The sequence below is a fragment of the Variovorax paradoxus genome (assembly GCF_902712855.1).
Lineage (GTDB): Bacteria > Pseudomonadota > Gammaproteobacteria > Burkholderiales > Burkholderiaceae_C > Variovorax > Variovorax paradoxus_Q.
Genome location: NZ_LR743508.1, coordinates 1,497,220 through 1,523,793, shown reverse-complemented (window position 1 = coordinate 1,523,793; position 26,574 = coordinate 1,497,220). Strand labels below are relative to the sequence as shown.

The 26,574-nt window shown below is 68.6% G+C and carries 23 protein-coding genes and 1 riboswitch; of the genes, 13 read left to right on the top strand and 10 right to left on the bottom strand.

Annotation, left to right across the window (positions count from 1 at the left end):
* Positions 1-26 precede the first annotated feature (26 nt).
* Positions 27-509 carry a nuclear transport factor 2 family protein gene (locus tag AACL56_RS33635; protein WP_339094981.1) on the top strand — a complete coding sequence of 161 codons (483 nt, stop codon included), beginning with the start codon at positions 27-29 and terminating at the stop codon, positions 507-509.
* 144 nt (positions 510-653) lie between these two features.
* On the opposite strand, the gene AACL56_RS33630 is transcribed toward AACL56_RS33635, so the two are convergent.
* From AACL56_RS33630 to mntP, 3 genes are all read right to left on the bottom strand, one after another.
* Positions 654-1,202, bottom strand: coding sequence for a cytochrome b (locus tag AACL56_RS33630; RefSeq protein WP_339094979.1), 549 nt, complete (start codon positions 1,200-1,202; stop codon positions 654-656).
* Complete coding sequence (locus tag AACL56_RS33625; protein WP_339094977.1) at positions 1,199-2,266, bottom strand: catalase family peroxidase; 1,068 nt, start codon at positions 2,264-2,266, stop codon at positions 1,199-1,201. The genes AACL56_RS33630 and AACL56_RS33625 overlap by 4 nt, the downstream gene beginning before the upstream one ends.
* A 319-nt stretch (positions 2,267-2,585) precedes the next feature.
* Positions 2,586-3,158: a manganese efflux pump MntP gene (gene mntP, locus AACL56_RS33620; RefSeq protein ID WP_339094975.1), complete on the bottom strand. Its 573-nt coding sequence runs from the start codon at positions 3,156-3,158 to the stop codon at positions 2,586-2,588.
* 19 nt (positions 3,159-3,177) lie between these two features.
* Positions 3,178-3,345, bottom strand: a riboswitch (yybP-ykoY riboswitch).
* Positions 3,346-3,435: 90 nt separating this feature from the next.
* Between mntP and AACL56_RS33615 the strand changes: the two genes are divergently transcribed.
* The 8 genes from AACL56_RS33615 to AACL56_RS33580 all read left to right on the top strand — a co-directional run bounded on the left by AACL56_RS33615 (position 3,436) and on the right by AACL56_RS33580 (position 11,989).
* A complete protein-coding gene (locus AACL56_RS33615) occupies positions 3,436-5,079 on the top strand; it encodes a phosphoethanolamine transferase (protein WP_339094973.1) in 1,644 nt (547 codons plus the stop codon).
* 148 nt (positions 5,080-5,227) lie between these two features.
* Complete coding sequence (gene hisD / locus AACL56_RS33610) at positions 5,228-6,547, top strand: histidinol dehydrogenase (RefSeq protein WP_339094971.1); 1,320 nt, start codon at positions 5,228-5,230, stop codon at positions 6,545-6,547.
* Positions 6,547-7,314: an SDR family NAD(P)-dependent oxidoreductase gene (locus AACL56_RS33605; protein WP_339094969.1), complete on the top strand. Its 768-nt coding sequence runs from the start codon at positions 6,547-6,549 to the stop codon at positions 7,312-7,314. Before hisD ends, AACL56_RS33605 begins: the two co-directional genes overlap by 1 nt.
* Positions 7,311-8,363 carry a LacI family DNA-binding transcriptional regulator gene (locus tag AACL56_RS33600; RefSeq protein WP_339094967.1) on the top strand — a complete coding sequence of 351 codons (1,053 nt, stop codon included), beginning with the start codon at positions 7,311-7,313 and terminating at the stop codon, positions 8,361-8,363. The genes AACL56_RS33605 and AACL56_RS33600 overlap by 4 nt, the downstream gene beginning before the upstream one ends.
* Positions 8,364-8,400: 37 nt before the next feature.
* On the top strand, positions 8,401-9,390 hold the full coding sequence (locus AACL56_RS33595; protein ID WP_339094965.1) for a Bug family tripartite tricarboxylate transporter substrate binding protein: 990 nt from the start codon (positions 8,401-8,403) through the stop codon (positions 9,388-9,390).
* Positions 9,391-9,401: 11 nt separating this feature from the next.
* Positions 9,402-10,421, top strand: coding sequence for a Bug family tripartite tricarboxylate transporter substrate binding protein (locus AACL56_RS33590; protein ID WP_339094963.1), 1,020 nt, complete (start codon positions 9,402-9,404; stop codon positions 10,419-10,421).
* Positions 10,418-11,140, top strand: coding sequence for an RraA family protein (locus AACL56_RS33585; protein WP_339094961.1), 723 nt, complete (start codon positions 10,418-10,420; stop codon positions 11,138-11,140). The genes AACL56_RS33590 and AACL56_RS33585 overlap by 4 nt, the downstream gene beginning before the upstream one ends.
* 12 nt (positions 11,141-11,152) lie before the next feature.
* Entirely contained in the window at positions 11,153-11,989 is an 837-nt protein-coding gene (locus tag AACL56_RS33580; protein ID WP_339094959.1) for an HpcH/HpaI aldolase family protein, read from the top strand.
* Between the two features lie 18 nt (positions 11,990-12,007).
* On the opposite strand, the gene AACL56_RS33575 is transcribed toward AACL56_RS33580, so the two are convergent.
* The 3 genes from AACL56_RS33575 to AACL56_RS33565 form a co-directional block, all read right to left on the bottom strand.
* A complete protein-coding gene (locus AACL56_RS33575; RefSeq protein WP_339095326.1) occupies positions 12,008-13,684 on the bottom strand; it encodes an autotransporter outer membrane beta-barrel domain-containing protein in 1,677 nt (558 codons plus the stop codon).
* Positions 13,685-13,742: 58 nt separating this feature from the next.
* Positions 13,743-15,167, bottom strand: coding sequence for an ESPR domain-containing protein (locus AACL56_RS33570; protein ID WP_339094957.1), 1,425 nt, complete (start codon positions 15,165-15,167; stop codon positions 13,743-13,745).
* A 386-nt stretch (positions 15,168-15,553) separates the two neighbouring features.
* On the bottom strand, positions 15,554-17,212 hold the full coding sequence (locus AACL56_RS33565; RefSeq protein WP_339094955.1) for an alpha-amylase family glycosyl hydrolase: 1,659 nt from the start codon (positions 17,210-17,212) through the stop codon (positions 15,554-15,556).
* Between the two features lie 32 nt (positions 17,213-17,244).
* Between AACL56_RS33565 and AACL56_RS33560 the strand changes: the two genes are divergently transcribed.
* Entirely contained in the window at positions 17,245-18,909 is a 1,665-nt protein-coding gene (locus AACL56_RS33560; RefSeq protein WP_339094953.1) for an alpha-amylase family protein, read from the top strand.
* A 193-nt stretch (positions 18,910-19,102) separates the two neighbouring features.
* On the opposite strand, the gene AACL56_RS33555 is transcribed toward AACL56_RS33560, so the two are convergent.
* Complete coding sequence (locus AACL56_RS33555) at positions 19,103-19,567, bottom strand: hypothetical protein (protein ID WP_339094951.1); 465 nt, start codon at positions 19,565-19,567, stop codon at positions 19,103-19,105.
* Between the two features lie 275 nt (positions 19,568-19,842).
* On the opposite strand from AACL56_RS33555, the gene AACL56_RS33550 reads away from it, so the two are divergent.
* From AACL56_RS33550 to AACL56_RS33540, 3 genes are all read left to right on the top strand, one after another.
* Positions 19,843-20,145 (top strand): hypothetical protein, encoded by a 303-nt coding sequence (locus AACL56_RS33550; protein WP_339094949.1) that lies wholly within the window; start codon positions 19,843-19,845, stop codon positions 20,143-20,145.
* Positions 20,145-21,908, top strand: coding sequence for a RecQ family ATP-dependent DNA helicase (locus tag AACL56_RS33545; RefSeq protein ID WP_339094947.1), 1,764 nt, complete (start codon positions 20,145-20,147; stop codon positions 21,906-21,908). The genes AACL56_RS33550 and AACL56_RS33545 overlap by 1 nt, the downstream gene beginning before the upstream one ends.
* 108 nt (positions 21,909-22,016) lie before the next feature.
* Positions 22,017-23,015 carry a hypothetical protein gene (locus AACL56_RS33540; RefSeq protein WP_339094945.1) on the top strand — a complete coding sequence of 333 codons (999 nt, stop codon included), beginning with the start codon at positions 22,017-22,019 and terminating at the stop codon, positions 23,013-23,015.
* Positions 23,016-23,205: 190 nt separating this feature from the next.
* On the opposite strand, the gene AACL56_RS33535 is transcribed toward AACL56_RS33540, so the two are convergent.
* The 3 genes from AACL56_RS33535 to AACL56_RS33525 all read right to left on the bottom strand — a co-directional run bounded on the left by AACL56_RS33535 (position 23,206) and on the right by AACL56_RS33525 (position 26,478).
* Positions 23,206-23,445: a hypothetical protein gene (locus AACL56_RS33535; protein ID WP_339094943.1), complete on the bottom strand. Its 240-nt coding sequence runs from the start codon at positions 23,443-23,445 to the stop codon at positions 23,206-23,208.
* A 372-nt stretch (positions 23,446-23,817) separates the two neighbouring features.
* Entirely contained in the window at positions 23,818-23,955 is a 138-nt protein-coding gene (locus AACL56_RS33530) for a hypothetical protein (protein WP_339094941.1), read from the bottom strand.
* An 87-nt stretch (positions 23,956-24,042) separates the two neighbouring features.
* Positions 24,043-26,478 carry a catalase gene (locus tag AACL56_RS33525; protein WP_339094939.1) on the bottom strand — a complete coding sequence of 812 codons (2,436 nt, stop codon included), beginning with the start codon at positions 26,476-26,478 and terminating at the stop codon, positions 24,043-24,045.
* Between the last annotated feature and the right edge of the window lie 96 nt (positions 26,479-26,574).

Here is a 26,574-nt window from a genome sequence, read left to right as displayed (position 1 = left end):
GTCTCAGGATCTTCCAGAGGATCAACATGAACAATCAAAGCACTCGACAACACTCCCGCGGCAGCAATGCCGCAGACAAGCTGGCCGTGGCGGAGGCGCTCTACCGATTTGCAGCGGGCATCGATCTGCGCGACAAGGAATTGCCGACAGCGTCGTTGGCGCTCGAGTCGGTCTCCGGCTTCAGGCCTGCAGCGGCCAAGGCCGGGTTCGACTGTCCGGTGCTCACAGGCCGAGAGACCATCGTCCACGCGCTGCTGACCTCTCTCGGTCAACTCGACAAGACGCACTCCGTCAGCAATCCGCGAGTGACCATCGACGGTGAAACCGCAAAGCTGGAAGCATTGGTCGAGGCGCAGCATGTGCCTCGCAAGGACCCTTCGCGCCACTACCTCATGAAGAATCGCTACGACGTCGATCTGGTGAGGCAAGACGGAGTCTGGGTGATACAGCGTACAACCGTGGACAACGTCTGGCGCACTGGCGACTCGACTGTGATGTCTGGTGTGTAGCGCGCCAAAGAATACAAACACCTTCCTTCGCAGGTCCGCCGACGACAGGTTGCTCGTCGTGCAGGCGCGCCTGGAAGAGCACCCCGATGACCTGGACCTCAACCCATTCCCGGCACAGGCTTCGCGGTGCGGCCGATCACCGGATCATCGACGCCTGTCGCTTCGGCCGGATGTCATGGTCTCGAACACGCCGTCCTTCCGGACCCAGGCGTGAAAGAGCGCTGCGGCGAAGTGCAGCAGGAACAACGCGAACAGGCAGAACGCGAGGGCGCGGTGGGCTGTCCACAGCATGCTGTGCAGCTCGGCGTTGGGCGGGACGATCGAAGGCAGCCGCATCCCGGCGAAGACGACGGGATAGTCCGCCGCCGACAACATGGACCAGCCCAGCAGCGGCATCGCGATCATCAGCACGTAGAACGCCACGTGCGACAACCTGGCCGCGAGCTTCATCGGCTCGCTCATGCCCGCCGGCAGCGGCGGCGCCCCGGTCCGCCAGCGCACGGCGAGACGCAACAACGCCAAGGCGAGCAGCACGATGCCCAGCGGCTTGTGGATGCTCACCAGAAGCAGATAGATGCTGTCGATGGTGGACATCATGCCCACGCCGATGAACAGCATCGCAAGGATGCCGAGGGCCATGCCCCAGTGAAGCACACGCTGCGCCAAGGAGAATTTCATGCTGGAGCGGCTCATGGCTTGCCTTCGGCTTGGATGCGCGGATAGTGGGATGACTCTGCGGTGCGCCGGTCGTAGGACACGGCGTAGGCGGCTGATCGCGCTGCCGGGAACGGATCGTCGGACGTGTGGATACCCTCCGGCAGCACCGTGGGATCGAAGTTGATGTCGCGGCACGCGCCATCAGCCTCGGGCTCGATGCGGGTGACCAGGAGCGTGCCCGCCTCGATCTGGCGGCGATCGTCGGGCCACACCTTGGTCGGGTCGCTGGTGGGATCTCCCGGATTGGCAAGGGTCACGACCAGTTTCCATTTCTGTGGAGCGGCAGCGACCCGTTCGGTGATCTCCTTGAAGAGGAAGTCAGGGTCACGCTTCTTCAACTCTTCCGGCGGCACCGGCACGACGGCAGCGGTCGGAATGAACGACCAGCGAACGGTCTGGCTCTGCCCCTGCGCGTTGGTGAACACGAAACTGTTGAGGCTGTTGAAGCGATCCTCGGCATACGACTCGGCAAAGGGCGCCGTGCCTGCCCATGCCCCGAACGCGCGCAGCGATGGATGACTGGCAGCGAATTGCTTGGCCGCCGACGGATCATCCTTGTTGGCGTTTGCCCGCTGCAATTCATAGAAGTCTTTGGGCGTGGCGATCGGAAAAAAGGGTGGATTGATCATGGCAGTGCGCCACTCCTGTCCATCCGCCGCCTGTATCCGCAGGCTCAGGCCACGCACACGGCCGGTGCCATCCGCCATGGTGGGAATCGGGCCGGCGAGATTGAAACGCCCGGTGACGGGATAGGTGCCGACTTTGAACATGGGCGCCCGGGAAATCGCGACGGCATCGCCGTTCGCCTCGAAACCTCCGGCAAAGCAGATGCCTTTGGCATGGTTGCGCCTGAATCCCTTCACGGGACCGCCCGGCGGCGCGAGCGAGTCGACGATCTTCGTTGGCGTCAGGCGCGCGGGTGTCAGCCAGCCAGCCGCGTAGGCGAATGCGCAAGCGGCAGCGATCACCAGACAGAGGATGGCCGCAAGCCGAACGACGATCGGCAGCCCTGCGGACGGAGCATCTTGGTGTTTTTTCATCGGGTTCTTCTCAAAGGCTCGACGGAGGGCGTACTGAGGACTTCTCAGGACGTGGCCTCTCGACAGCGGCGCCTGCGCGTTGGCATGCCAGCGTGCTCGATGCGTCTGAGCTTAGTTCGCGAGCACGCTCGCCCGGGTTACGCCATCTTGAAAAAATCGATGGACGGAGGGCGGGATGGGCGGACCGGCCACGGTCGGTGCCACTGGCTTGGAGCGATGGAATGCTCACGCACTCGCGGCTGAAGTCGTCGGCCGCCGTCAGGCACTCGATGCGATGCGCTGCACTTCTCCGAGCAGACGCCATGCATGGGCCAACAGCTCAAGCGAGCGCAGACAGGTGCTCATAGAGGATGACCGAGCCGATCCCCACGAGCAAAATGCCGCCGATGGCTTCGGCCCAGCGTCCGACCACGCTGCCCAGCACCCTGCCGACCATGACGCCGACGGCGACCATCGCGAAGGTTGCGAACCCGATCGCGGCAGCGACAGGCAGGATGTCGACATCCAGAAACGCCAGGCCGACGCCGACGGCCATGGCATCGATGCTGGTTGCGAACCCGGTGACCGCGAGCAACCAGAATCCGTGGCGGCGAGGCTTCTCGGTCTCGGCTTCCTCCGGCTTGCGGACCGCTGCCCAGACCATGCGGCCGCCGAGCACGGCCAGCAGCACGAACGCGATCCAGTGGTCCCAGGCCTTCACGTAGTCGGCAGCGGCCAAGCCGAGCGCCCAGCCGACCAACGGCGTGATCGCCTCGATCACGCCGAAGATCGCGCCCGTTCGAAGCGCCTCGGTCCATCGGGGTTTCTGCAGTGCGGTGCCCTTGCCGACGGCCGCGGCGAATGCATCGGTCGACATGGCCAGGGCCAGCAATGCGGTGGAAGCGAAGTTCATGTGGGGGACGTTTTCTACGGTCGGGCGAGAGCGCAACGGCACTTCACCGCTGCCCGACCTGCGTCGCGGTGAAATGCCGATGGTCTCGCCAACCGCCGAAACGGTTGCCTGCGCCACAGCATGCAAGATGCCGAGTGTGTTGACGAAGGCGCTTCCAGGAGCGGAAGCCGGCTACTCCCCAAGGGAGCCGCGAGTATAGGCGCCTGCCCGAATAGCCCGCTGCATGGCCGGCCAATTGACGATCCGGCCGCGCTCGCGCTGCCAGAATCGGCGCCGCATGAACACCGCCGGCAGCCGAGCCCCCGTCCCCCATCGCACAAGCCATCGACGTTCATGGCTCGCCTTTGCAGCCATCGCGGCCACGCTGCTCGCGACCATCGCGCTGGGCCATGACGGTCGGCGCGTCGCCCAGCTTGCAGTGCTCGCCGCGCCTGCACTGGCGTGGATGCTCTGGCCGGTGCGCACACCCGTATGGCACCGGATCCGCACCGTGGCCGTCTGGCTCTGCGCGATGGCCTTCGTCTTCGACGGCGTGCTCCGTGCCTATCTGCTCGATACCTACCAGGCCGCTCCGGACAGCTCGTTCGTGCAGGCCGCAGCGGCCAACACGAACAGCCGCGAGACCGGCGAATACTTCGCCACGCACTGGCGGGCCTTCCTGATCTGGGCGTGCACCGTGGTCGTGGCCGCGGTGGTGGTGGCGCGGTCCGTCCGCCACGGTGTGCGGCGAGACGCTGCATGGCCCCGGGGCGCCGTCGCCGTCGTCGCGCTGGCGATGGTGCTCGGCGGCATCGCGCACCTCAGCAAGCCCTGGCGCCGGCTTCATCCCGTGGTTTTCTGGGCCAACTGGAACCAGTCCGTGCACCAGCTCCGCGAGGCATGGGCCGACCAGCAGCAGGAGCGCGACCAGGCGCTCGAACGCGCCAGGGCAGCCGCACCGGTGATCGCCCACGAGGGGCCCGCAACCGTCGTGCTCGTCATCACCGACAGCATCAATCGCGACAACATGGGGCTCTATGGCTATGCGCGAGCGACCACCCCGCGACTGCTCGCGCACAAGGCGCAGCTGCAGGACCAGATGGTGGTCATGCGCAATGCCTGGTCGGTCGATGCGAGCACCCTGCCGTCGCTGCGCAACATGTTCAACTTCGGGCAGCCGCAGAGCGAACAGCCGCACCACGTGCTCGCGCTCGCGCGTGCTGCCGGCTACAAGGTCTGGTGGATGAGCAACCATGACGACGTGGCCATCGAGCAGCAGCACGCGAAGCTGGCCGACGTGGTCGACATCGTGAACCGCGTGCCGGGACGGGCCGGCGCATCGCTCGACGGAGAGCTGCTCGACTGCGTCCAGGAAGCGCTGGAGGACAAGGCGGAGCGCAAACTGATCGTCGTCCATCTGATGGGCGCGCATCCGCACTACAACCTGCGTTTTCCGGCGGGCGAGAACCCCTTCGACGACCAGGTCGACGGCGTGGAGGAAGCGCTCGAGAAGAGCGGCCGCTCGGCCTGGGTGCGCAAGTTCCGCCAGGAGTACGACTCGGCCTTGCTGTACCACGACTTCGTGGTGTCCGAGACCCTGCAGCTGACGCGCCGCATCGGCCGCACGGACGAATACCGCGCGTGGATGTACCTGTCCGACCATGGACAGGAGGTGGGCCATGGCAGCAACTACGCAGGCCACAGCCCTTCGACCGCTTCGGGATACCGGATACCGACGGTCATCTGGCGCAACAGGCTCCAGGACACGCTCGCTGCGGACGTCGGCGATCGTCCCTTCCGGGCGGATTGGGCGGGCTGGACGATCGCCGACCTGCTGTATCTGCGATGGAGCGGCGCAGCCGGCCATCGAAACGCGCTCGGACCGGACTACGTCTGGGTGCCGCCGACCCTGCCCGTGAAGGTCGACTCCTTCGTCCATTGAGCCGCAAGGGCTCCGGCCCGCGCTTCCCGCAACGCATTGACCAGCCAACTGCTGGTTTCAGTTCTTCCTAGGGTTTTCCCTGTTTGCATACGAATGCAAGGTTTCGACATTGCATACGAATGCAACGACCCACCACTGGAAGAACCCGATGATCAAATACCTCAAGCGCGGCAAGGACGTGCAAGTCCGTGCCGATGACGATGCCAAGGTGCGCGCCACCGTCGAAGGCATCATCAAGGACGTGGAAGCACGCGGCGACGCCGCAGTGCGCGACTACAGCCACCGCTTCGACAACTGGAACCCCGACGACTTCCGGCTTTCCGCCGATGCGATCGAAAAAGCACGCAAGAGCCTGAGCGCACGCGAGATCGAGGACATCGCCTTCGCGCAGAAGCAGGTGCGCAACTTCGCACAGATCCAGCGCGATTCCATGAAGGACGTCGAGGTCGAGACCTACCCCGGCGTCATCCTCGGCCACCGCAACATCCCGATGGACGCGGTGGGCTGCTACATCCCCGGCGGCAAGTACCCGCTGCTGGCCTCGGCCCACATGAGCGTGCTGACGGCCAAGGTGGCCGGCGTGAAGCGCGTCGTGGCCACCGCTCCGCCCTACCAGGGCGCGCCGCATCCGGCCATCGTCACGGCCATGGCCATGGCCGGTGCCGACGAGATCCTGGTGCTGGGCGGCGTGCAGGCCGTGGTGGCGATGGCCGTGGGCACGCAGACCATCGCACCGGTCGACATGCTGGTGGGCCCGGGCAACATGTACGTGGCCGAGGCCAAGCGCCAGCTCTACGGCCGCGTGGGCATCGACCTGTTCGCAGGCCCGACCGAAACGCTGGTGATCGCCGACGAGACCGCCGACGGCGAGATGTGCGCAGTCGACCTGCTGGGCCAGGCCGAGCACGGCCCCACGTCGCCCGCGATCCTGCTCACCACCAGCGAGCAGCTCGCGCATGCCACCCTGGCCGAGATCGAACGGCAACTGAAGATCCTGCCGACCGCGGCCATCGCCGCAGTGAGCTGGGCCGAGTACGGCGAGGTGATCGTCTGCGACACGCAGGAAGAGATGCTGCAGAAAGCCAACGAGCTCGCCTTCGAGCACGTGCAGGTGCTCACGCGCGACCCCGACTACTTCCTGGCGCACATGACCAACTACGGCGCCCTGTTCCTCGGCTCGCGCACCAACGTGAGCTTCGGCGACAAGGTCATCGGCACCAACCACACGCTGCCCACCAACCGCAATGCGCGCTACACCGGCGGCCTGTGGGTCGGCAAGTTCCTGAAGACCTGCACGTACCAGAAGGTGCTGACCGACGAGGCGAGCGCGCTGATGGGCGAGTACTGCTCGCGCCTGTGCCACATGGAGAACTTCGCAGGCCACGGCGAGCAGGCCAACCTGCGTGTGCGCCGCTACGGCACGCGCGCCGACGTGCCTTGGTACCAGCCGGTGCCGGCGCTGTCGTGATGAGCGCCCTGCCCCGCTCGCCGGGCTTTAGGGTCGACGGACAGCGCGCGCTGGTCACCGGTGCCGGACGCGGCATCGGCCTGGCCGCGGCGGCCGCGCTCGCGCGTGCCGGCGCGCACGTCACGCTGGCGGCGCGCTCGGAGAACGAGCTGCGCGAGGCCTGCGCGCAGATCCGCGCCGAAGGCGGCGCCTGCGACCACCTCGTGCTCGACGTGACCGATTCGTCGGCCGTGAGCGCCGCACTGGGTGCCGCCGCGCCGTTCCAGATCCTCGTGAACAACGCCGGTCTCAACCGGCCCAAGCCGCTCGTCGACGTGCAGGACGAGGACATCGATGCGGTATTCGACCTGAACGTGAAGGCCACGCTGTACGTCACGCGCACGGTGGCGCGCGGCCTGCTCGCGGCGAAGCTGCCGGGCTCCATCGTCACCATCTCCTCGCAGATGGGCGTGGTCGGCAGCCCGCGGCGCACGCTGTACTGCGCGAGCAAGCATGCCGTCGAGGGCATGACCAAGGCGCTGGCCTGGGAACTGGGGCCGGCGAACATCCGCGTCAACACGATCTGTCCGACCTTCATCGAGACCGCGATGACGGCCGGCATGTTCGCCGACCCCGCGTTCCGCGGCTGGGTCACCGAGCGCATCGCGCTGGGCCGCCTCGGCAAGACCGAGGAGGTCATGGGCGCGGTGGTGTTCCTGGCGAGCGAGGCCTCGAGCCTCATGACCGGCAGTGCGCTGATGCTGGACGGCGGCTGGAGCGCGGCATGAGGTCGAACGCCACCGCGCAGGACGTGGCCAGGCTGGCCAACGTGTCGCAGTCGGCCGTGAGCCGCACCTTCACGCCCGGCGCCAGCGTGTCGGAAGACACGCGCGCACGCGTGATGATCGCGGCCAAGTCGCTGGGCTACCGGCCCAACGCCATGGCGCGCAGCCTCATCACGCGGCGCAGCCGGATCATCGCGCTGGTCATGGGTTACCTGGAGAACCAGTTCTATCCGCTGGTGATCGAGAAGCTCTCCCAGAAGCTGCAGAAACAGGGCTACCACGTGCTGATGTTCATCAGCGACGGCGACGAGACCGACGGCGTGCTCGACGAGATCCTGCAGTACCAGATCGACGGCATCGTCATGGCGTCGGCCATGCTGTCGCCCGACCTCGCGCGCCAGTGCGCCGATTCGGGCGTTCCGGTGGTGCTGTTCAACCGCGTGCCCGACACCAGCGCCTTCGCGCGCCACACCACGAGTTCGGTCACCTCCGACAACCGCGAAGGCGGCCGCATGGTGGCGCAGCTGCTGCTCGAGCGCGGGCACAAGCGCATCGCGTTCCTTGCAGGGCTCGAGAAGTCGTCGACCAACCTGGAGCGCGAGCGCGGCTTCAACGAGGCGCTTGCCGAAGCAGGCGCCGCCGTCTTCCGCCGCGAGGTCGGGCACTACAGCTTCGAGCGCGCGCGCCACGCCGCGCGCGCCATGTTCGCCGGAGTGCCGGCCACGAAGCGCCCGGACGCTGTGTTCGTCGCCAACGACCACATGGCGATCGCCGTGATGGACGTGCTGCGCCAGGAGCTGGGCCTGCGCGTGCCCGAGGACGTGAGCGTGATCGGCTTCGACGACGTGCCGCAGGCGGCCTGGGGCGCCTACCGCCTCACGACCGTGGTGCAGGGCGTGGAGCCGATGGTCGAGGCCACGGTCGAGCTGCTGCACGAACAGATGCAGGACGACGCGCAACCGCGCAACGTGGTCATTCCCTGCCGCGTGGTCGAGCGCGAGTCGGTTCGCGCCGCGCGCCGCAGGACAACAAGAGTTTCGAAGCCCGCCTGAGCGGGACGCATCCCATTTCATCCAGGAGACACACCCCATGAGCCCCCGAATCCGCCCCTTGATGCTGGCCGCATTCGCCCTTTCCACACTCGCCGCCCTGCCCGGCGCCGCGCACGCGCAGGCCGCCGCATGGCCCACCAAGCCGATCAAGTACGTGGTGCCCTTTTCTCCCGGCGGCGTGTCCGACGGCGTGGCGCGCCTGGTGGCCCAGCATCTGAGCGAACGGCTCGGGCAGCCGGTGGTCATCGACAACCGGCCCGGCGTGTCGGGCATCGTCGGCACGCAGGCCGTCGCACGCGCGCCGGCCGACGGCTACACCGTGATGGGCGGCACCATCACCACGCATGCGGTCAATCCCTTCTTCAGCAAGAACCTCGGCTACGACCCGGTGAAGGACTTCGTGCCGGTGAATCTCGTGGGCATGGTGAGCAACGTGCTCGTGGTGCCCGAGGGCAGCCGCTTCAACTCGGTGGCGCAGGTCGTCGCCGAGCTCAAGGCCAGGCCCGAGAGCCTCACCTACGGCACGGCCGGCCCCGGCACCTCGCAGCACCTGTCGGGCCAGCTGTTCGAGAACATCACGCACACGCGCATGCGCCAGATCATCTACAAGGGCGGCTCGCAGGCCATCGTGGACCTGGTCGGCGGACAGATCGACATGGTGTTCGAGACCGTGGCGGCCGCGCGTCCCATGATCGACGGCAAGCGCGTGAAGGTGCTCGGCGTGACCGCCGCGAAGCGGCTGCCCAGCCTGCCGGGCGTGCCCACGCTGGCGGAGGCCGGCGCGCCGAACTTCGAGATGCAGTCGTGGCAGGGCGTGTTCGCACCCGCCGGCACGCCCAAGCCGGTGGTCGACCGGCTGGCGCGCGAGATCGCGGCCATCGTGGCGATGCCCGACGTGCAGGAGAAATTGCGCGGCCTCGGCGTGGAGCCCGACGGCCGCACGTCGGAGGCCTTCACCGCGTTCCAGCAATCGGAGATCGCGAAGTGGGGCAAGGTCATCAAGGACGCCGGCATCCAGGCCGAATGAGAAAGACAACCATGAAGCACACAACCACGAAGAAGAACCTGCGCCGCACGGTGCTGCTGGCCGCGCTCGCGCTGGGTGGCGGCATCGGCCACCTCGTCTCGGCACAGACCGCCGCCGCCGGCCCGGGCGGCTACCCGTCCACGGGCCGCGTCACCATCGTCGTGCCGTTCGCGCCCGGCGGTGCCACGGACATCGTTGCGCGCCTGGTGGCCGAGGAACTCGGCAAGCGCTGGGGCACGGCCGTGGTGGTCGACAACAAGGCCGGCGCGGGCGGCGGCATCGGCACCGAGTTCGTCGCGCGCGCCAAGCCCGACGGCTACACGCTGCTGCTGGGCACGCAGACCGCGCTGTCGGTCAACCCGACGCTGCTGAAGAAGCTGAGCTACAACGTCGAGAAGGACTTCGCGCCCGTGACCGAACTCGCGAGCACGCCGCTCGTGCTGCTGGCCGGCAACAAGTCGGGAGCGACCGATGTGAAGTCGCTCATCGCGGTCGTCAAGGCCAAGCCCGATGCGGTGTCGTACGGCTCGAGCGGCAACGGCACGTCGCAGCACCTCACGGCGCTGATGTTCCTCAACCGCATCGGCGGCAAGGCGGTGCACGTGCCGTACAAGGGCAGCAGCCAGTCGCTGGTCGACCTGGCGGGCAACCAGATCGACATGCAGTTCGACAACATGACCACCGCGCTGGCCTTCGCCAAGAACAATCAGGCCAAGGCACTGGCCGTGACGAGCGCCGCGCGCTCGCCGCTGGCGCCCGACCTGCCGACGCTGGCCGAATCGGGCGTGCCCGGCTTCGAGGCCGCGACATGGCTCGGGCTGCTGGCGCCGGCAGCGACGCCGGCACCCGTGGTCACCTGGCTCAACGCCGAAGTGGTCGCGGTGCTGCGCACGCCCTCGGTGGTCGAGCGTCTCGCGGCGCAAGGCTTCACGCCCAGGCCGATGACGCCCCAGGCGTTCCGCAAGTTCATCCAGGACGAGACGCTGAAGTTCGCCGAGCTCATCAAGGCCAACCATGTGACGCTCGAATGAGCGCCGCCGCACCAGGTCCGGCGCTCGGTGCCGAACTCGTCCGCAAGCTGCGCTCGGTCGACACGCCGACGATCTGCAACGCGCTCGAAATCGCGATGGGCGGGCGCAGCGCGCAGGGCTTCACCCGCGGCACGCTGGTGGCCGCACCGCAGCCGATGGCGCCGATGCTGGGCTTCGCGCGCACCGCGTGCATCCGCGCCGCGCAGCCTTCCGACCGGCCCGCCGCCGAGATGCGGCAGCTGCGGCTCGACTACTACCGCCATGTCGCGCCGGTAAACGGCGTGCCCACGCTCGTGGTGATGCAGGACCTGGACGAGCAGCCCGGCATCGGCTCGTTCTGGGGCGAGGTCAACTCGGCCGTGCACGAAGGGCTGGGCGTGGCCGGCGTGCTGACCAACGGCTCGGTGCGAGACCTCGGCGACCTGTCGCCTCGCTTCCCGATCCTGGCCGGCAGCATCGGCCCCTCGCATGCCTTCGTGCACGTCGAGAGCATCGGCAACACGGTGGAGGTGTTCGGCCTGCGCGTGGCGCACGACGACCTGATCCATGCCGACCGCCACGGCGCGGTACGCATCCCGCCGCACTGCCTCCAGGCATTGCCCGCCTGCATCGACCTCGTGCAGCGCAAGGAGGCGCCCTTGCTGGCCGCCGCGCGCGCCCCGGGCTTCAGCCTGGCGAAGATAGAGGCCGCCATGCGCGAAGCCGACGACATCCATTGAAAGACCCACACCATGGAACAGCCTCAGAACACGCTCCACCAGCCGCGCCACCCGCACCACCCGCACCACCCGCTCGATACGCGCCTGCCTGCCTTGCTCAGGAGCGGCCAGCGCCTGCGCGGTCTCTTCAACTCGCTGCCCAGCCCGGCCATCGTCGAGATGTGCGGCTATGCCGGGTTCGACTTCGTCATCCTCGACAACGAGCACGGCAGCGCCAACCTGGAGACCACCGAGCACATGCTGCGCGCCGCGCGCGCGAGCGGCATCGTGCCCGTGGTGCGCTGCCTGCGCCACGACATCTCGCGCGTGCTCGACATGGGCGCCAGCGGCGTGCAGATTCCGATGGTGAACAGCGCCGAGGAAGCGCGCGACCTGGTGCAGCAGGTGCGCTATCCGCGCACCGGCCGGCGCGGCAGTGCCTTCAGCCCGCGTGCCGCCGGCTACGGCGCGTTCCCGGGCGTGGCCCACACCGAACGCAGCAATGCCGGCGTGGCGCTGATCGTGATGATCGAGACGCCCGAGGCGGTCGGGCAGGCCGCCGACATCGCGGCCGTGCCGGGCGTGGATGCCGTCTTCGTCGGCCCCAACGACCTCTCGCATGCGATGGGCTTCGACAACAACTGGAAGGCCCCCGAGGTCGAAGCGGCGATCCAGCGTGCGCTCTGCGCGATCCGCGACGCCGGCAACTGCGGCGGCGTGATCGCGCTCACGCCGGACGACGAGGCGAAGTACGGCCAGTGGGGCGCGCGCTATTTCGCCAGCACCACCACCGGCCTCATCACGCAGGCCTTCCAGCAGGCCTCCAGTGCCGGCGGGCGGCGACCGGCGGCGGCGACGCTCGGCTACTGAGAAGGCCCTGCCGGCAGTTCACCAGCGCACCTTCACGCCCACGCTGGCCTGCACGCTGCCCTTCGTGCGCGTGTCGCCACCGGAGGCCCACAGCTTGCCCACTTCGCCGTACAGGCTCGTGCTCTCGGTGAGCTGCAGCGTGGCGCCGCCCGCCAGCTCGGTGCTGGTGCCGCCGGTGCGAGTGGCGATGTCGGTGTACGCGGCCGGGCCGACGAAACGCGCGACGTCGGTACCGCTGCCGCTGCGGTACACGTTGAAGCGCACATAGGGCTGCAGCAGGCCGGCGCCTGTCGCCATCTCGCCCTTGACGCGCACGCCCGCGCGCACCAGCCAGCCGCTGTGCGTATTCTGCTGCACGAGCGCGCCGGCGATGCCGTTGTCGTCCAGGCTCACCCGCTGGTGCACCAGCTGCAGTTGCGGCTCGACGGTCCAGTTGGGTGCAATCGCGAAGGCCTGGCCGACCTCGACGGAGGCCAGCAGGCTGTCGCCCTTGCCGGAACTGCCGGAGCCCAGAGCCGGCGACACGGTGTAGCGGTGGCGTCCGGCCTGCAGGACGCTGTCGACGTACAGGCCGCCGTCGTTCTTCCAGGTGGCATAGGCGCCCAAATACTGGTTCCTCAGGTTGTTGGTGCCGACCGCGAGGTTCTGCACGCCGCTGGCGAAGCCGGTCACGCGCATGTCGCCGTCGAGCTGGCCGACGTACACGCCCACGCGCCAGTTCGGGTCGGCCCACAGGTCGGTGCCTGCCTGGAAGCCCGTCAGGCGGCCGTCGCTGGTGGGGCTGACGGTGCCGCCCTGCGAGATGGTGCGGTCGATGCTGATGACGCGGCCCCAGGCCTGGCGATAGCCCTGGTCGGGCGTGGCGATGTTCGCGCCCGTGGGGCCGTCGTCGCCCACGCGCTGGTGCAGGTTGCCGACCATCGCAAGGTTGGCCTGGCGGAATTGCTCGGGCAGCGCCGCGTACAGCGGCACCTCTGCGCGATAGGTCGGCACGACGATGCCGCCCACCGCCGCCCCTGCGCCGGTGCCTGCCGCGCCGGTGACCTCGCCTGCGGTCCGGGTGCCCGTGCCGGTGCCTGTTCCCGGGTCGGTTCCGGTTCCTGTGCCCGTGCCACCTCCGGGCGGCGTGACGGTGGTGGTGGAGCGCAAGTACCAGTTCTCGCCCGCGCCGCTGGCATCGGCTGCGTACAGCCGGTATTCGTAGGCGCCGGCATCGACATGGCCGCCCGCCAGGACGAAAGCGCTCCTGGTGGTCTGCGCCGTGGTCGTGGCCCCGCTGATGGCGCTGATCACCTCGATGCCGCTGCCGGTGGTCAGCGCGCCCAGCCCGCCCATGTTGGTGATCTGCACATTGGTCGTGCCGCTGGCGATGGCTGTGGCGCCGCTCAGGATGAGCCGGTCGCTCACGCTGGCGCTGTTGCCCAGCACGGTGCCCAGGCGCAGCGTGCCGCCGTTGCCGACCCATGGCCCGGTGACCGTGAGCGTGGTGCCGGCCACGCTGCCCGGCAGCGTCACGGTGCCGCTGTTGTTCATTGACGCGATGGTCTGGTTGTGGCCGGCCAGGTCGAGCGTGGCGCCTGCCGCCACGTTGAACGCGCTCGCGCTGCTGAAGGTGCCGGCCACACCGGCGCGCAAGGTGCCGGTCGCCACGCTGGTGGCACCGCTGTTGGTGTTGGCGCCGCTGACGGTGAGCACGCCCGCGCCGGCCTTCACCAGATCGCTCGGGCCGGAGATGACGCCGGTCCAGGCCAGGTCATGCCCGTTGGTGTCGATGGTGCCGGTGCCGCCGAGGATCAGCGCGTTGGGCACGCTCAGCCCATCGTCGCCGGCGATCACGCGGCCGGTGGCGCCGGGGTCGATGGCAATCGCGCCGATCAGCACGCCGCCGGGGTTCAGCGTGAGCGTGTTGCTGCCGGCAGTGAACTGGACGGCCGGCGCGCGCGTCGTGCCGTCGCCGCCCAGGCCGCCGGAGATGGTGCCGGTATTGGTCACGTCCAGGTTCGAACCCCAGACACCGACGCCGCCGGCACCGCTCGCACCGTTGGCGCCACCGTTGGCGCCACCGTTGTTGGCGACCCCGCCCGCACCCCGGCGCCGCCAGTGATGGTGCCGGTGTTCGCGATGGCGGCCGAGCTGCCGGTGGACGACACGCCCGCGCCGCCGCTGCCACCCGCGCCCGGCGCGCCGGTGCCGGTGGCGCCGCCACCGCCGTTGCCGCCCGCGCCCCTGCGCCGCCCGTGATCGTGCCCGGGTTGTTCGCGGCAATCGAGGTGCCGACCAGCGTGAGCCCGATGCCGCCTGCACCGCCGCCGCCGCCGGAGGCGTTGAGCTCGCCCGGCAGCAGGCTGGAGCCGCCGGCACCACCCGCACCGCCGGTGATCGTGCACATGTTGGTGAACGCCAGGCCCGGCGTGACGGCGTTCAGGTGGAACCCGCCCCCGCCGCTGCCGCCCCCGCCGGCTTGCGAGAAGGCGTCGCCGCCCGCCCCGCCCGCGCCGCCCACCGACTCTCCGAACGACGTGAAGTTGCCGAGCGGACCGTCGAGGATGGCGCCATAACCGCCCGCACCCCCGCCGCCCGCTGCCCAGTAGCCCTGACCGCCCGCGCCGCCGTTGCCACCGGTGCGGCGCCGGTTGGACGAGCTCGCATTGCTGGGAATCGTCCCGCCCTGGAAGCCCGCGCCACCACCACCGCCGTAGCCGTTGCCGGCCCCTGCACCGCCGGTCTGCGACTGGCCCGCCATGCCGTCGTCGCCACGGAACGACCCCGGGCCCACGAGGTTGCTCGTGGCGCCCGCCGCGCCGCCGGTGCCGGGCGTGGCGCCCGCGAAGGAGCCGATGTCGGCGCTGCTGCCATCCGACGCACCGGCGGGCGTCGAAGCGCCGCCGTTGCCGCCGCTCGCGCCCAGGTTCGAGTCGTTGAGACCGCCGCTGCCGCCGTTGCCGTCGCTGCCTCCGGCCCCTGCGTGCAGCAGCGGGTCGCCGGCCGGCTGGCCGCCGGCGCCGCCTGCCGCCATCGCGGGCCCTGCGGACAGGAGTGCCACCGCTACGGCGACCGCGCCGGCGCAGCGCTCGGCGCGCGTGCTCGACGAAGAGCGCGCATGGCCGCGCGAGGTCTCAGGCGTGGCCACCCAGGTGGCGAGCGCGGGATTCCAAAGGGTGCGAAAAATCTTGTTCATGGCCTCAACCTGTTGCTTCGTTACCTGATCGGGCAGGCGCCCACATGCGGCGGCATCGGCTCGCCCCTTCCGCATACCGTGATCTGCGAAATACAAGGTAAAAATGTAAGAACGCGTAGCAACTGGCGATATGCCCGATAGCGGGTACCCCACGCAGGCAGCCACAGCGCGCTGCCATGGGTTCAAGCGCCGTGACGGGGCACGTCGGCTCGCTCATCGCCGAACTGCATCGGGAAGTAACCGATGTGTCGGAGGTAGGCTCAAAGTATTAGGGTTACCAAGGACGCCGGCGAGTTTGCGGCGTGCCCGAAGTGCTTGCCGGCGGGGCTCGACACCCGCCGGCGCACCGCCACCTGGGCATGGTGGCAGTGCGTGGTCTGCGCGCCTCAGCTCGGCATGGAGATGGCGCCGTGCACCGCCAGTGCGACGCCTTCGAGCGGATGCAGGACCAGCCGTTCCGCATGCTTCCCTTCCGGCCGCTCATGAGTGCTGGCAAGCACGTCGGCACGTTCGCCCAGCAATGCCCTGTCGATGCCACGCTGCGCGTCCGCGAAGTTCAGCAGCACCACGAGCCGGCGTTGCGCAACGGTTCGTGCATAGGCCAGGATGTCCGCGCCAGCGTCGAGCGGCTCCCAGGCGCCGGCATGCAAAGCCGGTTCCGCGCGCCGCAGCGCGATCAGGCGGCGGTACAGCGCGAGCATCGATGTCGCATCGGACTGCTGCCGCTCGACATTGAGTGCCGCCCAGTCGCCGGCCAGCCGCAGCCAGGGGCTGGCATGGCTGAACCCCGCATGCGGCCCGGTGCTCCACTGCATCGGCGTGCGCTGCGGATCGCGGCCGAGCCCCCTGCCGGGCTCGTTCTTCTCGAACGGGTCCTGCACCTCGTCGGGAGGAATGTCCACGTCCGTCATGCCGATCTCGTCGCCGTAGTACAGGGTCGGCGTGCCGCGCAGCGTGAGCAGCAGCATCGCCGCGAGCCTGGCGCGCTCGGGGCCGACGCGGCTTGCGATGCGCGGCTTGTCGTGGTTGCCGAGCACCCAGTTGGGCGCCGCGCCGGGCGGCAGCGCGGCTTCGTAGTCGCGCACGAGGCGGTCGATCACGTCGGCCTGCCATTGCGCGCCGATGAGCTGGAAGTTGAACGGCAGCTGCACGCCCTGCAGCACGCCCTCGCTGTCGAGCCCGTAGTACGCCATGAGGCGCGCCAGGGGCAGGTAGAGCTCGCCGATCAGCACGCGGTCGCCGCGCGCGTCGCTGAATGCGTCGACCACGCCGCGCATCTCGCGCACGATCTCCTGCACCTCGGGAAGGTCGGCGGTGTACAGCGGCAGCAGGCTGTGCGACGGGTCTCCGCCGGGCACGAAGGCCGGGTTGGCAGGGTTGTCGCGGAAAGAGGCGTCCTTCACGAGGTGGTACAGCACGTCGATGCGGAAGCCGTCGACGCCGCGCCGCAACCAGAAGCGCAGCGCCTCGTACATCGCAGCGCGCACCGCCGGGTTGCGCCAGTTGAGGTCGGGCTGCTCGCGCAGGAACGAGTGCAGGTAGTACTGCCCGGTGCGCGGGTCGAGCGTCCAGGCCGGGCCGCCGAAATTGCTGAGCCAGTTGTTCGGCGGACCGCCGCCGGGTGCGGGGTCGCGCCACAGGTACCAGTCGCGCTTGGGGTCGCTGCGCGAAGAGCTGCTTTCGATGAACCAGGGATGCCGGTCGGAGGTATGGTTCGGCACGAAGTCGAGGATGACCTTCAGCCCGCGCGCATGCGCGCCCTGCACCAGTTCGTCGAAGTCCGCCAGCGTGCCGAAGCGCGGGTCGATGCCGCAGTAGTCGGATATGTCGTACCCGAAGTCGGCCATCGGTGAAGGGTAGATCGGCGAAATCCAGACAGCGTCGACACCGAGCGCCACCAAATAATCGAGCCGTTGCCGGATGCCGCGCAAGTCGCCGATGCCGTCTCCGTCACTGTCCTGGAACGAACGCGGATAGATCTGATAGACGATGCCGTTCTTCCACCAGCTGTCGGGCGATGAGGGTTGCCGTTGCCTGGAATCCATGTGTGCGAGTCCTTCCCTGAAAGCAGGAATGCATGATCAAAGACCTTTGGTATAAGAACGCGGTCGTCTACTGTCTGTCGGTCGAAACCTTCATGGATGCGAACGGCGACGGCTGCGGCGACTTCGAAGGCCTCACCCGGCGGCTCGACTACCTCAACGGGCTCGGCGTCTCCACCATCTGGCTGATGCCCTTCCAGACCTCGCCGGGCCGCGACGACGGCTACGACGTGGCCGACTACTACAACGTCGACCCGCGCTTCGGCACGCTCGGCGATTTCGTCGAATTCACCCACGCCGCCGCGCAGCGCGGCATGCGCGTGCTGATCGACCTCGTCGTGAATCACACCTCCGACCAGCACCCCTGGTTCCAGGAGGCCAGGCGCGACCCCGGCTCGAAGTACCGCGACTGGTACGTGTGGGCGGACCGCAAGCCCGCGCGCGCGGACGACGGCGTGGTGTTTCCCGGCGTGCAGAAATCGACATGGACCTACGACAAGGTGGCGAAGCGCTGGTATTTCCATCGCTTCTACGACTTCCAGCCCGACCTGAACACCAGCCATCCGATGGTGCAGGCCGAGATCCTGAAGATCATGGGGTTCTGGACGCAGCTCGGCGTGTCGGGCTTCCGCATGGACGCGGTGCCGTTCGTCATCGCCAGGAAGGGCGCGGAGGTCAAGGGCGCGCCCGAGCAGTACGACATGCTGCGCCAGTTCCGCGAGCTGATGCAGTGGCGCAAGGGCGACGCCGTCATCCTGGGCGAGGCCAACGTGCTGCCGAAGACCGACATGCAGTACTTCGGCGACGAAGGCGAGCGGCTGCACATGATGTTCAACTTCCAGGTCAACCAGAACCTGTTCTACGCCTTGGCCAGCGGCGACAGCCGGCCGCTGGCCAAGGCGCTGGCCGCAACACGGCCGCGGCCGGCCACGTCGCAATGGGGCATGTTCCTGCGCAACCACGACGAACTCGACCTCGGCCGGCTCACGCGCGCGCAGCGCGAGCGCGTGTTCGCGGCCTTCGCGCCGGACAAGGACATGCAGCTGTACGACCGCGGCATCCGCCGCCGCCTCGCGCCCATGCTCGGCAGCGACCGCCGCCGGCTCGAGCTCGCCTACAGCCTGATGCTCACGCTGCCCGGCACGCCGGTGCTGCGCTACGGCGACGAGATCGGCATGGGCGACGACCTGAGCCTGCCTGAGCGCAACTGCGCGCGCACGCCCATGCAATGGTCGACCGAGCCGCACGGCGGCTTCACCTCCGCGCGCAAGCCGGTGCGCCCGGTGATCAGCGGCGGCGCCTACGGCTTCGAGCATGTGAACGTCGCTGCGCAGCGGCGCGACCCCGAGTCGCTGATGAACTGGATGGAGCGCGCACTGCGCATGCGCAAGGAGATTCCCGAGGTGGGCTGGGGCGACTTCGAGGTGCTGGCGCACCCGTCGCCGCAGGTGCTGGTGATCCGCTACGACTGGCGAAACAACTCGGTCCTGTTCGTCCACAACCTGGCAGAGGAACCGCTGGAGTTCGAACTGCCCGCACGCAAGATCGGGACCGAAGGCGCGCGGCTGATCAACCTGCTGACCGAGGCGCACAGCGAGGCCGACAGCAAAGGCCGGCACTGCATGCTGCTGGAGCCCTACGGCTATCGCTGGTTCAGGGTCGGCGGGCTGGGCTACCTGCTGCAACGCAGCGAGATCTGAAGCGCGGCACCGACGGCAGCCGCCGGCCTCGCCCTGGCCGGCGGCCTACCTCTTTCTGGTTATTCCAGGAACCGCGATCGTTCCCTAGACTGGCCGCTCGATCCTTCGTCCTTCGCGGACACCTGAGGGGATTGTTTGCCCGCCTCGTGCGGGCACTTTTTTGGCGCCCGCTGCGACGCCGTGGCGCGGATGCTCAATCGCGGTCCAGCTGCTTGTCCAGCTGTTTGGCCACACGGTCGTAGTAGCGCGCCGAAGCGGTGTTCCCTGCATTGCTGTAGTGCTTGCTCACCATGCGTGCCGCACGCAATGCGGCTTCGAAACCATCGTGCTGCTCCTGCCATTCGGTGTTGTGCGCGCCGATGTCACCGTCCACGAAGCGCCCGACCTGATAACCCGACTCGAAGTCCACGGCACCGATGAGGGGAACGCCGTCCCGCAACTCGCCATAGAAGGCAATGCCGGCCTTGGCACCGACCCGCGTGCGCAGCATGCCGAGGCCCGAGGCCTTGCCGGACACGCAGGCGCCGGTCCAGTAGGTCGGCGCGGTCGTCAGCGACGTGGGCGCGATGAATCGGCAGCCGGTCGAAGGGTCCTGCTGCCATTCCGCCTGGCCGCCCTTGCCGGCCGCAAGGGCCGCGCCGAAAGAGATTGCAAGCACGGCCGCGGCAGCCGCACAACGTCCAGCCCGCAAGCCGTTCAAGTTCAAACGCATGGGTTCCCCCTCCTGAAGAAATCTTGTTGCACGCAGCGGGCAGACGGCCCCCGCGATCCGCGAGGGATTCTGCTCGGGATGGCATGCCGCATCAAGCGGCGGCACCGGCCTTTGCGCCGGCGCAGACACGACATCGTCCCGGACGCGCCCTGCTCCTACTTCGCACGCATCCGGAAGCGTCCAGTGTTCAGCAACGAATCACCCATCGAGGAACTTGCGACATGGCAACCAGCAGCATTCTGGGCGGCGATCATCCGCCCATCGAACCCAAGGGCACCGACGTGGACAGCCTGGGCCCGAGCGACTCCAGCGACAGCGGCAGCGACGCCGCAGGAACCGAAGACCGGCCCTCGGCCGAAGGCGGCCTCGAGGAAGCCACCAACGCGGACATCCTGCCCGACCGCGTGGGCGTGTTCCCGGATTCCGCTTCCGAAGTGTTTACGTCGCCCGACGACCCCGAAGCCGCCGAGGCCGCTGAACTCGCGGCCTCGGGCGACGAGCCCGAAGACGAAGAGAACGACTGATGCCCGGCAGCGCCACCGACGCCCGTAACAGGAAAAAGAGGCCGTTCGGGCAGACCGCCGCCGGCCTGGACGACGCACTGCGGCGCGTCTTCGGCCACGCCCGCCTGCGCGCCGGGCAGGCGGAGGTCATCGAGCGCGTCATGGCAGGCCTGCCCACGCTGGCGGTAATGCCCACAGGCGCGGGCAAGTCGCTGTGCTACCAGTTGCCGGCGGTGGTCCTGCAGGGACGCACCGTGGTGGTGTCGCCGCTCATCGCCTTGATGAAGGACCAGTGCGACAAGCTGCAGCGCCGTGGCATCCGGGCCGTGCAGGTCAACAGCTCGCTGAATTCGGCCGAGCTGGCGCAGGCCGAGCTGGCCATCGACGGCGGCAGTGCCTGCATCGTGCTGACGACGCCCGAACGCCTTGCCGACCCGGCCTTCGTCCAGCGCCTGCGCGCGCATCCGGTGGCACTGGTCGCGGTCGACGAGGCCCATTGCATCTCGCAATGGGGCCATGACTTCAGGCCCGCATTCCTGGAGATCGGTCCGGCGCTGCGCGTGCTCGGCAACCCGCCCGTGCTGGCGCTCACCGCGACCGCGGGAGACGACGTGGCGGCCGACATCATGAAGTGCCTGGGCATTCCACGCGCCGGGTTGATCGACACAGGCGCATACCGCGCCAACCTGCACTTCGCGGTCGAGCAGATGGCGGACGAGAAGGAGCGGTTGCAGCGCGTCGTCGATTTCGTACTGCAGGCTTCGGGCTGCGGCATCGTCTATGCCGCCACCGTGAAGGCCGCGCAGCAGGCGTTCGATGCGCTCAGGGCGCGCGACGAATCGGTCGCGCTCTACCACGGCAAGCTCGGCGCGCGCGAGCGCAACGAGGCGCAGGAGGCTTTCATGGCCGGAACGGCCCGCGTCATGGTGGCCACCAACGCGTTCGGCATGGGCATCGACAAGCCCGACATCCGGTTCGTGCTGCATTGCCAGATGCCATCGAGCGTGCATGCCTACTACCAGGAGGCTGGGCGTGCGGGCCGCGACGGACAGGTCGCGCGATGCGTGCTGCTGTTCCAGGCGAAAGACCGGGCGGTGCAGCAGTTCTTCCTCGCGGGGCGCTACCCGCAGCTCGAGGACCTCGACGCGATCTATCGCCAGTTGCTGGCCGAACCGCCTGAGCCGCAGGGCTGGACCGCAGCCAGCCTGATCGACGCGCTGGACCGGCCGCGCACCAAGATGCAGTCGGCCATCGCGCTGCTGCGAAAGGAGAAGGTGCTGAAGGTCGATCGGCTCGGCCATGTATCGCTGCGCCAGCACGAGACGGCTGGCATCGACTTCGCCCCGATGCTCGACGCCTACAAAGACCGGCGCGCACAGGACCGCGAAACGCTCGAGCGCATGCTTGCCTATGCGCAATCGGGGCAGTGCCGGTGGCAGCTGCTGCTGGGCGACCTCGACGCGGCGGCGCCCGCGAAGCGCTGCGGCACCTGCGACAACTGCCGGCGCATCGCAGCCCATGAAGCCGCGATAGCGCAGCCGATCGTGGTCGATGCGGATCCCCAGCCGATCGTCACGCGCAGCAGCCCTGCCTTCGCCCCCACCGACCCGGTCAGGGTCCGGCGCTTCGGCTCCGGCATCGTCGTCGCATCGGACACGAGCGCGATCACTGTCGAGTTTCCCGATGGAACCCGGCGCAGCTTTCATCCGGACTACGTCAGCCACCGGCGCGCGTCCAGCCCTGCGGGCGCGGCGCACGCGATGCGAGCGTCGCTGGCCGCCTGACGAACTCTCCCGTGCGTGGGGTGGCCGCCTACTGCGCTTGGCGCCCGGCGCCGACTGAGGCCATGCGGCACGGGATCGAGAGTTCCTGCTCCACAACAAGGAGCAGCCATGGCTCAGTACGGCGTCAATACACCGGTCGGCGTGATCGAAGGAAACACCTCCTCCAGCGGTGTTTCATGGGGCGCGATCTTCGCGGGTGCGGCGGGGGCCGCCGCGCTGTCGCTCGTGCTGTTGCTGCTGGGCACGGGGCTGGGCATGTCGTCCGTGAGCCCCTGGGCGAGCCAGGGCGCCAGCGCGGCCACTGTCGGCATCGCCACGATCCTCTGGCTGAGCTTCACCCAGATCGCGGCATCGGGCATGGGCGGTTACCTGGCCGGACGGCTGCGCACGAAGTGGGCCGGCATCCACACCGACGAGGTCTACTTCCGCGACACCGCGCATGGCTTCCTTGCATGGGCGGTGGCCACCCTTCTGACTGCAGCGCTGCTCGGCTCCGCCGTGGCCTCGATCCTCGGCGCCGGTGCACAGGCAGGCGCCACGGTGGCCGGCGGCGCGGCGACCGCGGCGGCGACCGCGGCGGGTGGAGCGGGCATGGCAGCGTCGCGCTCGGGCACGGACTCGGCTTCTGACCCCACCGGCTACTTCATCGACTCGCTCTTCCGGCGCGATCCGGCCAGCCCGGCGCCGGCCCCGAGCGATGCCACCGGCACATCCGGCACATCTTCGACCTCGTCCATGCCGTCTGCATCAGGCACGCCGTCCATGGCGCCCGAACGCGGCACGGCCGCGACCAGCGCCGAGGTCAGCCGCATCTTCCTGAACAGCATCCGCACCGGCGCACTGCCGCCCGAGGACGCGAAGTACGTCGGCCAGGTCGTGGCGCAGCGCACCGGCTTGAGCCAGCAGGACGCGGAGAAGCGCGTGAACGACACCTACGCCAAGGCCCAGGCCGCGCTCAGGAATGCAGAGACCAAGGCCAGGGAAGCGGCCGATGCCGCACGCAAGGCGTCCGCCTATGGCGCACTCTGGCTGGTGGTGTCGATGCTCATCGGGGCCTTCGTCGCCAGCTTCGCAGCGACCTACGGCGGCCGCCGCCGCGACCTCTGAACGAACACCTTCAAGGAGACCTTCATGCGCTCACTACTCTTGCTGTTCCTTGGCGTGCCGATCCCCGTCATCATCCTGATCGCGCTCTTCTTCCACTAGGCTCCGCCGGGCTTCGGCCGGCAGGCCGCGGGCCTCGGCTCTCGGGGTCGCCCGCCGCGCATTCGGGCACGAGCCTCATCGTTGGAAAGTGTCAGGCCGAGACTCCGTTCATCTCGGCCTGCTCGATCCAGGCGATGCACTTCCGCCGGAGTTGCTCGAAGCCGTCGGCACCGGCAGTGTTGGGAAGGCAGAGCACCAGCTTGCATTGCAGCTGCCCGTTGCGTGCGATGTCGGCGGAGGCCGAGAAGCCGGCTTCCGGCGCACTCATGCTGCGGAGTGTGCAGACCCAACGACCTGATCTGCCTTCGTGGACGAAGGTGATGCCATCCATGACCCACTCCCGTACCGGGCGTGGCATCGGGATTGATGTTTGGCGCTCGTAGAAAGTGATGTCGAAGGTACCCGTGCGGCGGCAGCGTGTCCAACGCAATGTCGACAGGCGGGCTTTTCGACAGCCGTCAAGCCCGGCAGGAAAGGTGGTTGTCCTACGCATCGCGACATCACCATTACTTATTTTTTGCTCGAGGCAGCATCCGACCACTTCCAACCCTGCGCTGTCTCATTGAACCCGCACTGCGGGTTCTCTTTTTTTGGCGCCTGCCACGCGAGTGTCCAGTTCACACCGCGTGCGCGTGGATACAGGGTCACGTCTGAAGGATTCCGCTGCGCAGCAGGCGCGGCGAGCCACATGTGACCGCCGCGATCAAGCCTGGATGTCGTCGCGCGTTCCGCTCACGCTGCGGGGCAACTGGAGCGCATCGACCGGTCGCTCGCCGTGCGACCGGTGCGCCTGACGGAAACAGGCCAGAACGCTCTCCGCCTCGATCGCGAGCTGCAGCACTTGCGCGTGCAGATCGTTCGAGCTGCCCGCCCTGCCGCGCGCGACACGCCCGCCCCCTCGTTCCGGGCCGATGCGTCGCGCCAGCGTTCAGGCCTTCGGGGGATCGTTCTCCCGCCCGAAGTGACGGTGCTGGCCCATGGCCGCGATGAACGCCTCGATCGCATCGTCGGCGCCGGCAGCATCGGCGAGGATGAGGCCGGGATCGGCCGCTCCGTCGGGCATCGTGAGCGGTATCTGCGCCTCTGCCAGGAGCGCATCGGACGCGCCCAGCGCCAGGATGGTCTTGCAATGCCAGTACTGGTCGCGCAGGAACTCAAGCGTGTGTGCGTCGGCGTCGAGTGCCTCGACAGCGGGCGCGCCGTCCGGCAGCACCAGCGCGTCGAACAGGAAGCCGGGCGAGTTCTCCATCGTTGCGTCGACGGCGAACTTCTCACCGCCCGCACCTGCGCAGGTTCCCAGCCGCGCGCCGACGAGCCGGGGCACCGCGCCGGCGGCCACCAGCGCCGACACCAGCTTCTGCAGCGACGCGCCTTCCACACCGTTGGCCACGAGCACCGCCACCTTGCGCGTGCGGATGCCGCCGTCGCCGGGACGTGCCATGAGCGACAGCGCGGGCGACTGCTCGACCTCCGGCGCCGCCGGCGTTTCGAGCGCCTTGGGCATCGGCGCCGGCAGCTGCATGCCGAGGTCCTGCGCGAGGCGTTGCGCCAGTTCGGGCACCGCGTTCAGCAGGCTCGCCACCACGCGCTCGCGGATCGCGGGCACGGTGACCTTGGACAGCTCGAAACGGAACGCGTTGCCGATGTGCACCTGCTCCACCTCGGTCTGGCTCTGGAAGAACAGCCTCGCCTGCGTGTAGTGGTCGGCAAATTTCTCGGGCTTGATGCGCACCTTGTCCGCGCTTTCCTTCGCGTCCAGGCGCCGCGCGATGCTCGCGAAGCCCTGTGCCGCACCGGCCTGGAACGGGCAGCCGCCGGCCAGCGAGTTCGGCTCGTAGGCCACGCGGCCGCGATGGATCGCCTGGCGGTGCATGCCGTCGCGCTGGTTGTTGTGCACCTGCGCGATCGGCGCGTTGATCGGCAGCTCGTGGAAGTTGGGGCCGCCGAGCCGGCTGATCTGCGTGTCCACGTACGAGTGGATGCGCCCGGCCAGCAGCGGGTCGTTGGTGAAGTCCAGGCCGGGGACGATGTGCGCGGTGCAGAACGCCACCTGCTCGGTCTCGGCAAAGAAGTTGTCGGGGTTGCGGTTGAGCACCATGCGGCCCACGATCTGCACCGGCACCAGTTCCTCGGGAACGATCTTGGTCGCGTCGAGGATGTCGAAGCTGAACTGCTCGGCCTGCTCCTCGGTGAAGATCTGCAGGCCCAGCTCCCACTCGGGGTACTCGCCGGCCTCGATCGCCTCCCAGAGGTCGCGCCGGTGGAAGTCCGGGTCGGCGCCCGAGATCTTCACCGCCTCTTCCCACACCAGCGAATGCGTGCCGAGCTTCGGCTGCCAGTGGAACTTGACCAGGAAGCTCTCGCCAGCCTCGTTCACCAGCCGGAAGGTGTGCACGCCGAAGCCCTGCATCATGCGGTAGCTGCGCGGAATGGCGCGGTCGGACATCTGCCACATGAGCATGTGGGTCGACTCGGGCATCAGCGAGACGAAGTCCCAGAAGGTGTCGTGCGCGCTCGCGGCCTGCGGCATCTGGTGGTGCGGTTCGGGCTTCACCGCGTGCACGAGGTCGGGGAACTTCATCGCGTCCTGGATGAAGAACACCGGCATGTTGTTGCCCACGAGATCCCAGTTGCCCTCGTCGGTGTAGAACTTCACCGCGAAGCCGCGCACGTCGCGCGCGGTGTCCTTGGAGCCGCGCTCGCCGGCCACGGTGGAGAAGCGCACGAACACCGGCGTGACCTTGCCGGCCTCCTTGAAGGGAGCGGCCCTGGTGTATTGCGTGAGCGGCTCGTAGGCCTCGAAGAAGCCGTGCGCGCCCGAGCCGCGCGCATGCACGATGCGCTCGGGAATGCGCTCGTGGTCGAAGTGCGTGATCTTCTCGCGCAGGATGAAGTCCTCGAGCAGGGCCGGGCCGCGCGCGCCTGCCTTCAGCGAGTTCTGGTTGTCTGCGATGTGCACGCCCTGGTTGGTCGTGAGCACCTGGCCGGTCGAGTCGACGCGCACGCGGTCGAGCGTGCCGATGGTCGCGTTCACCGCCTCGGCCGCGGGGCCGCCCGTCTTGTCCGACCGATTGGCCTCGGACAGCGTGCTCACGCCCGGCAGGTGCGACGGCGGCGCCACCGTCACGCCGGCAGGGGTCGACGCCGCATTGGACTCGCCATGCTCGAGCGGCTTGTTGACGTTGGCGGGCATGCCGGCGGCAAGCGCCTGCGTGTCGATGGCCTTTTGAGCAGGCGCATCGCCCTTGCCCGCGGCCGCGGGCGCCGGACCCGCGGGTCCGCTGTCGGTGTTGCGGGCTGCGGCGCGCGCCGCGTCGATCTCGGCTGCGCTTGCAACGGGTGAAGCAGTGGGTTTCTTGGCCATGGTTTGCTCGTGGGCTGGTGGAAAGGCGGCGATGCTGTGTGCGGCATTGCTGCCGCGGTGTAGGAGACAGCCGCGTGGGTGCCGATGACTCGCGAA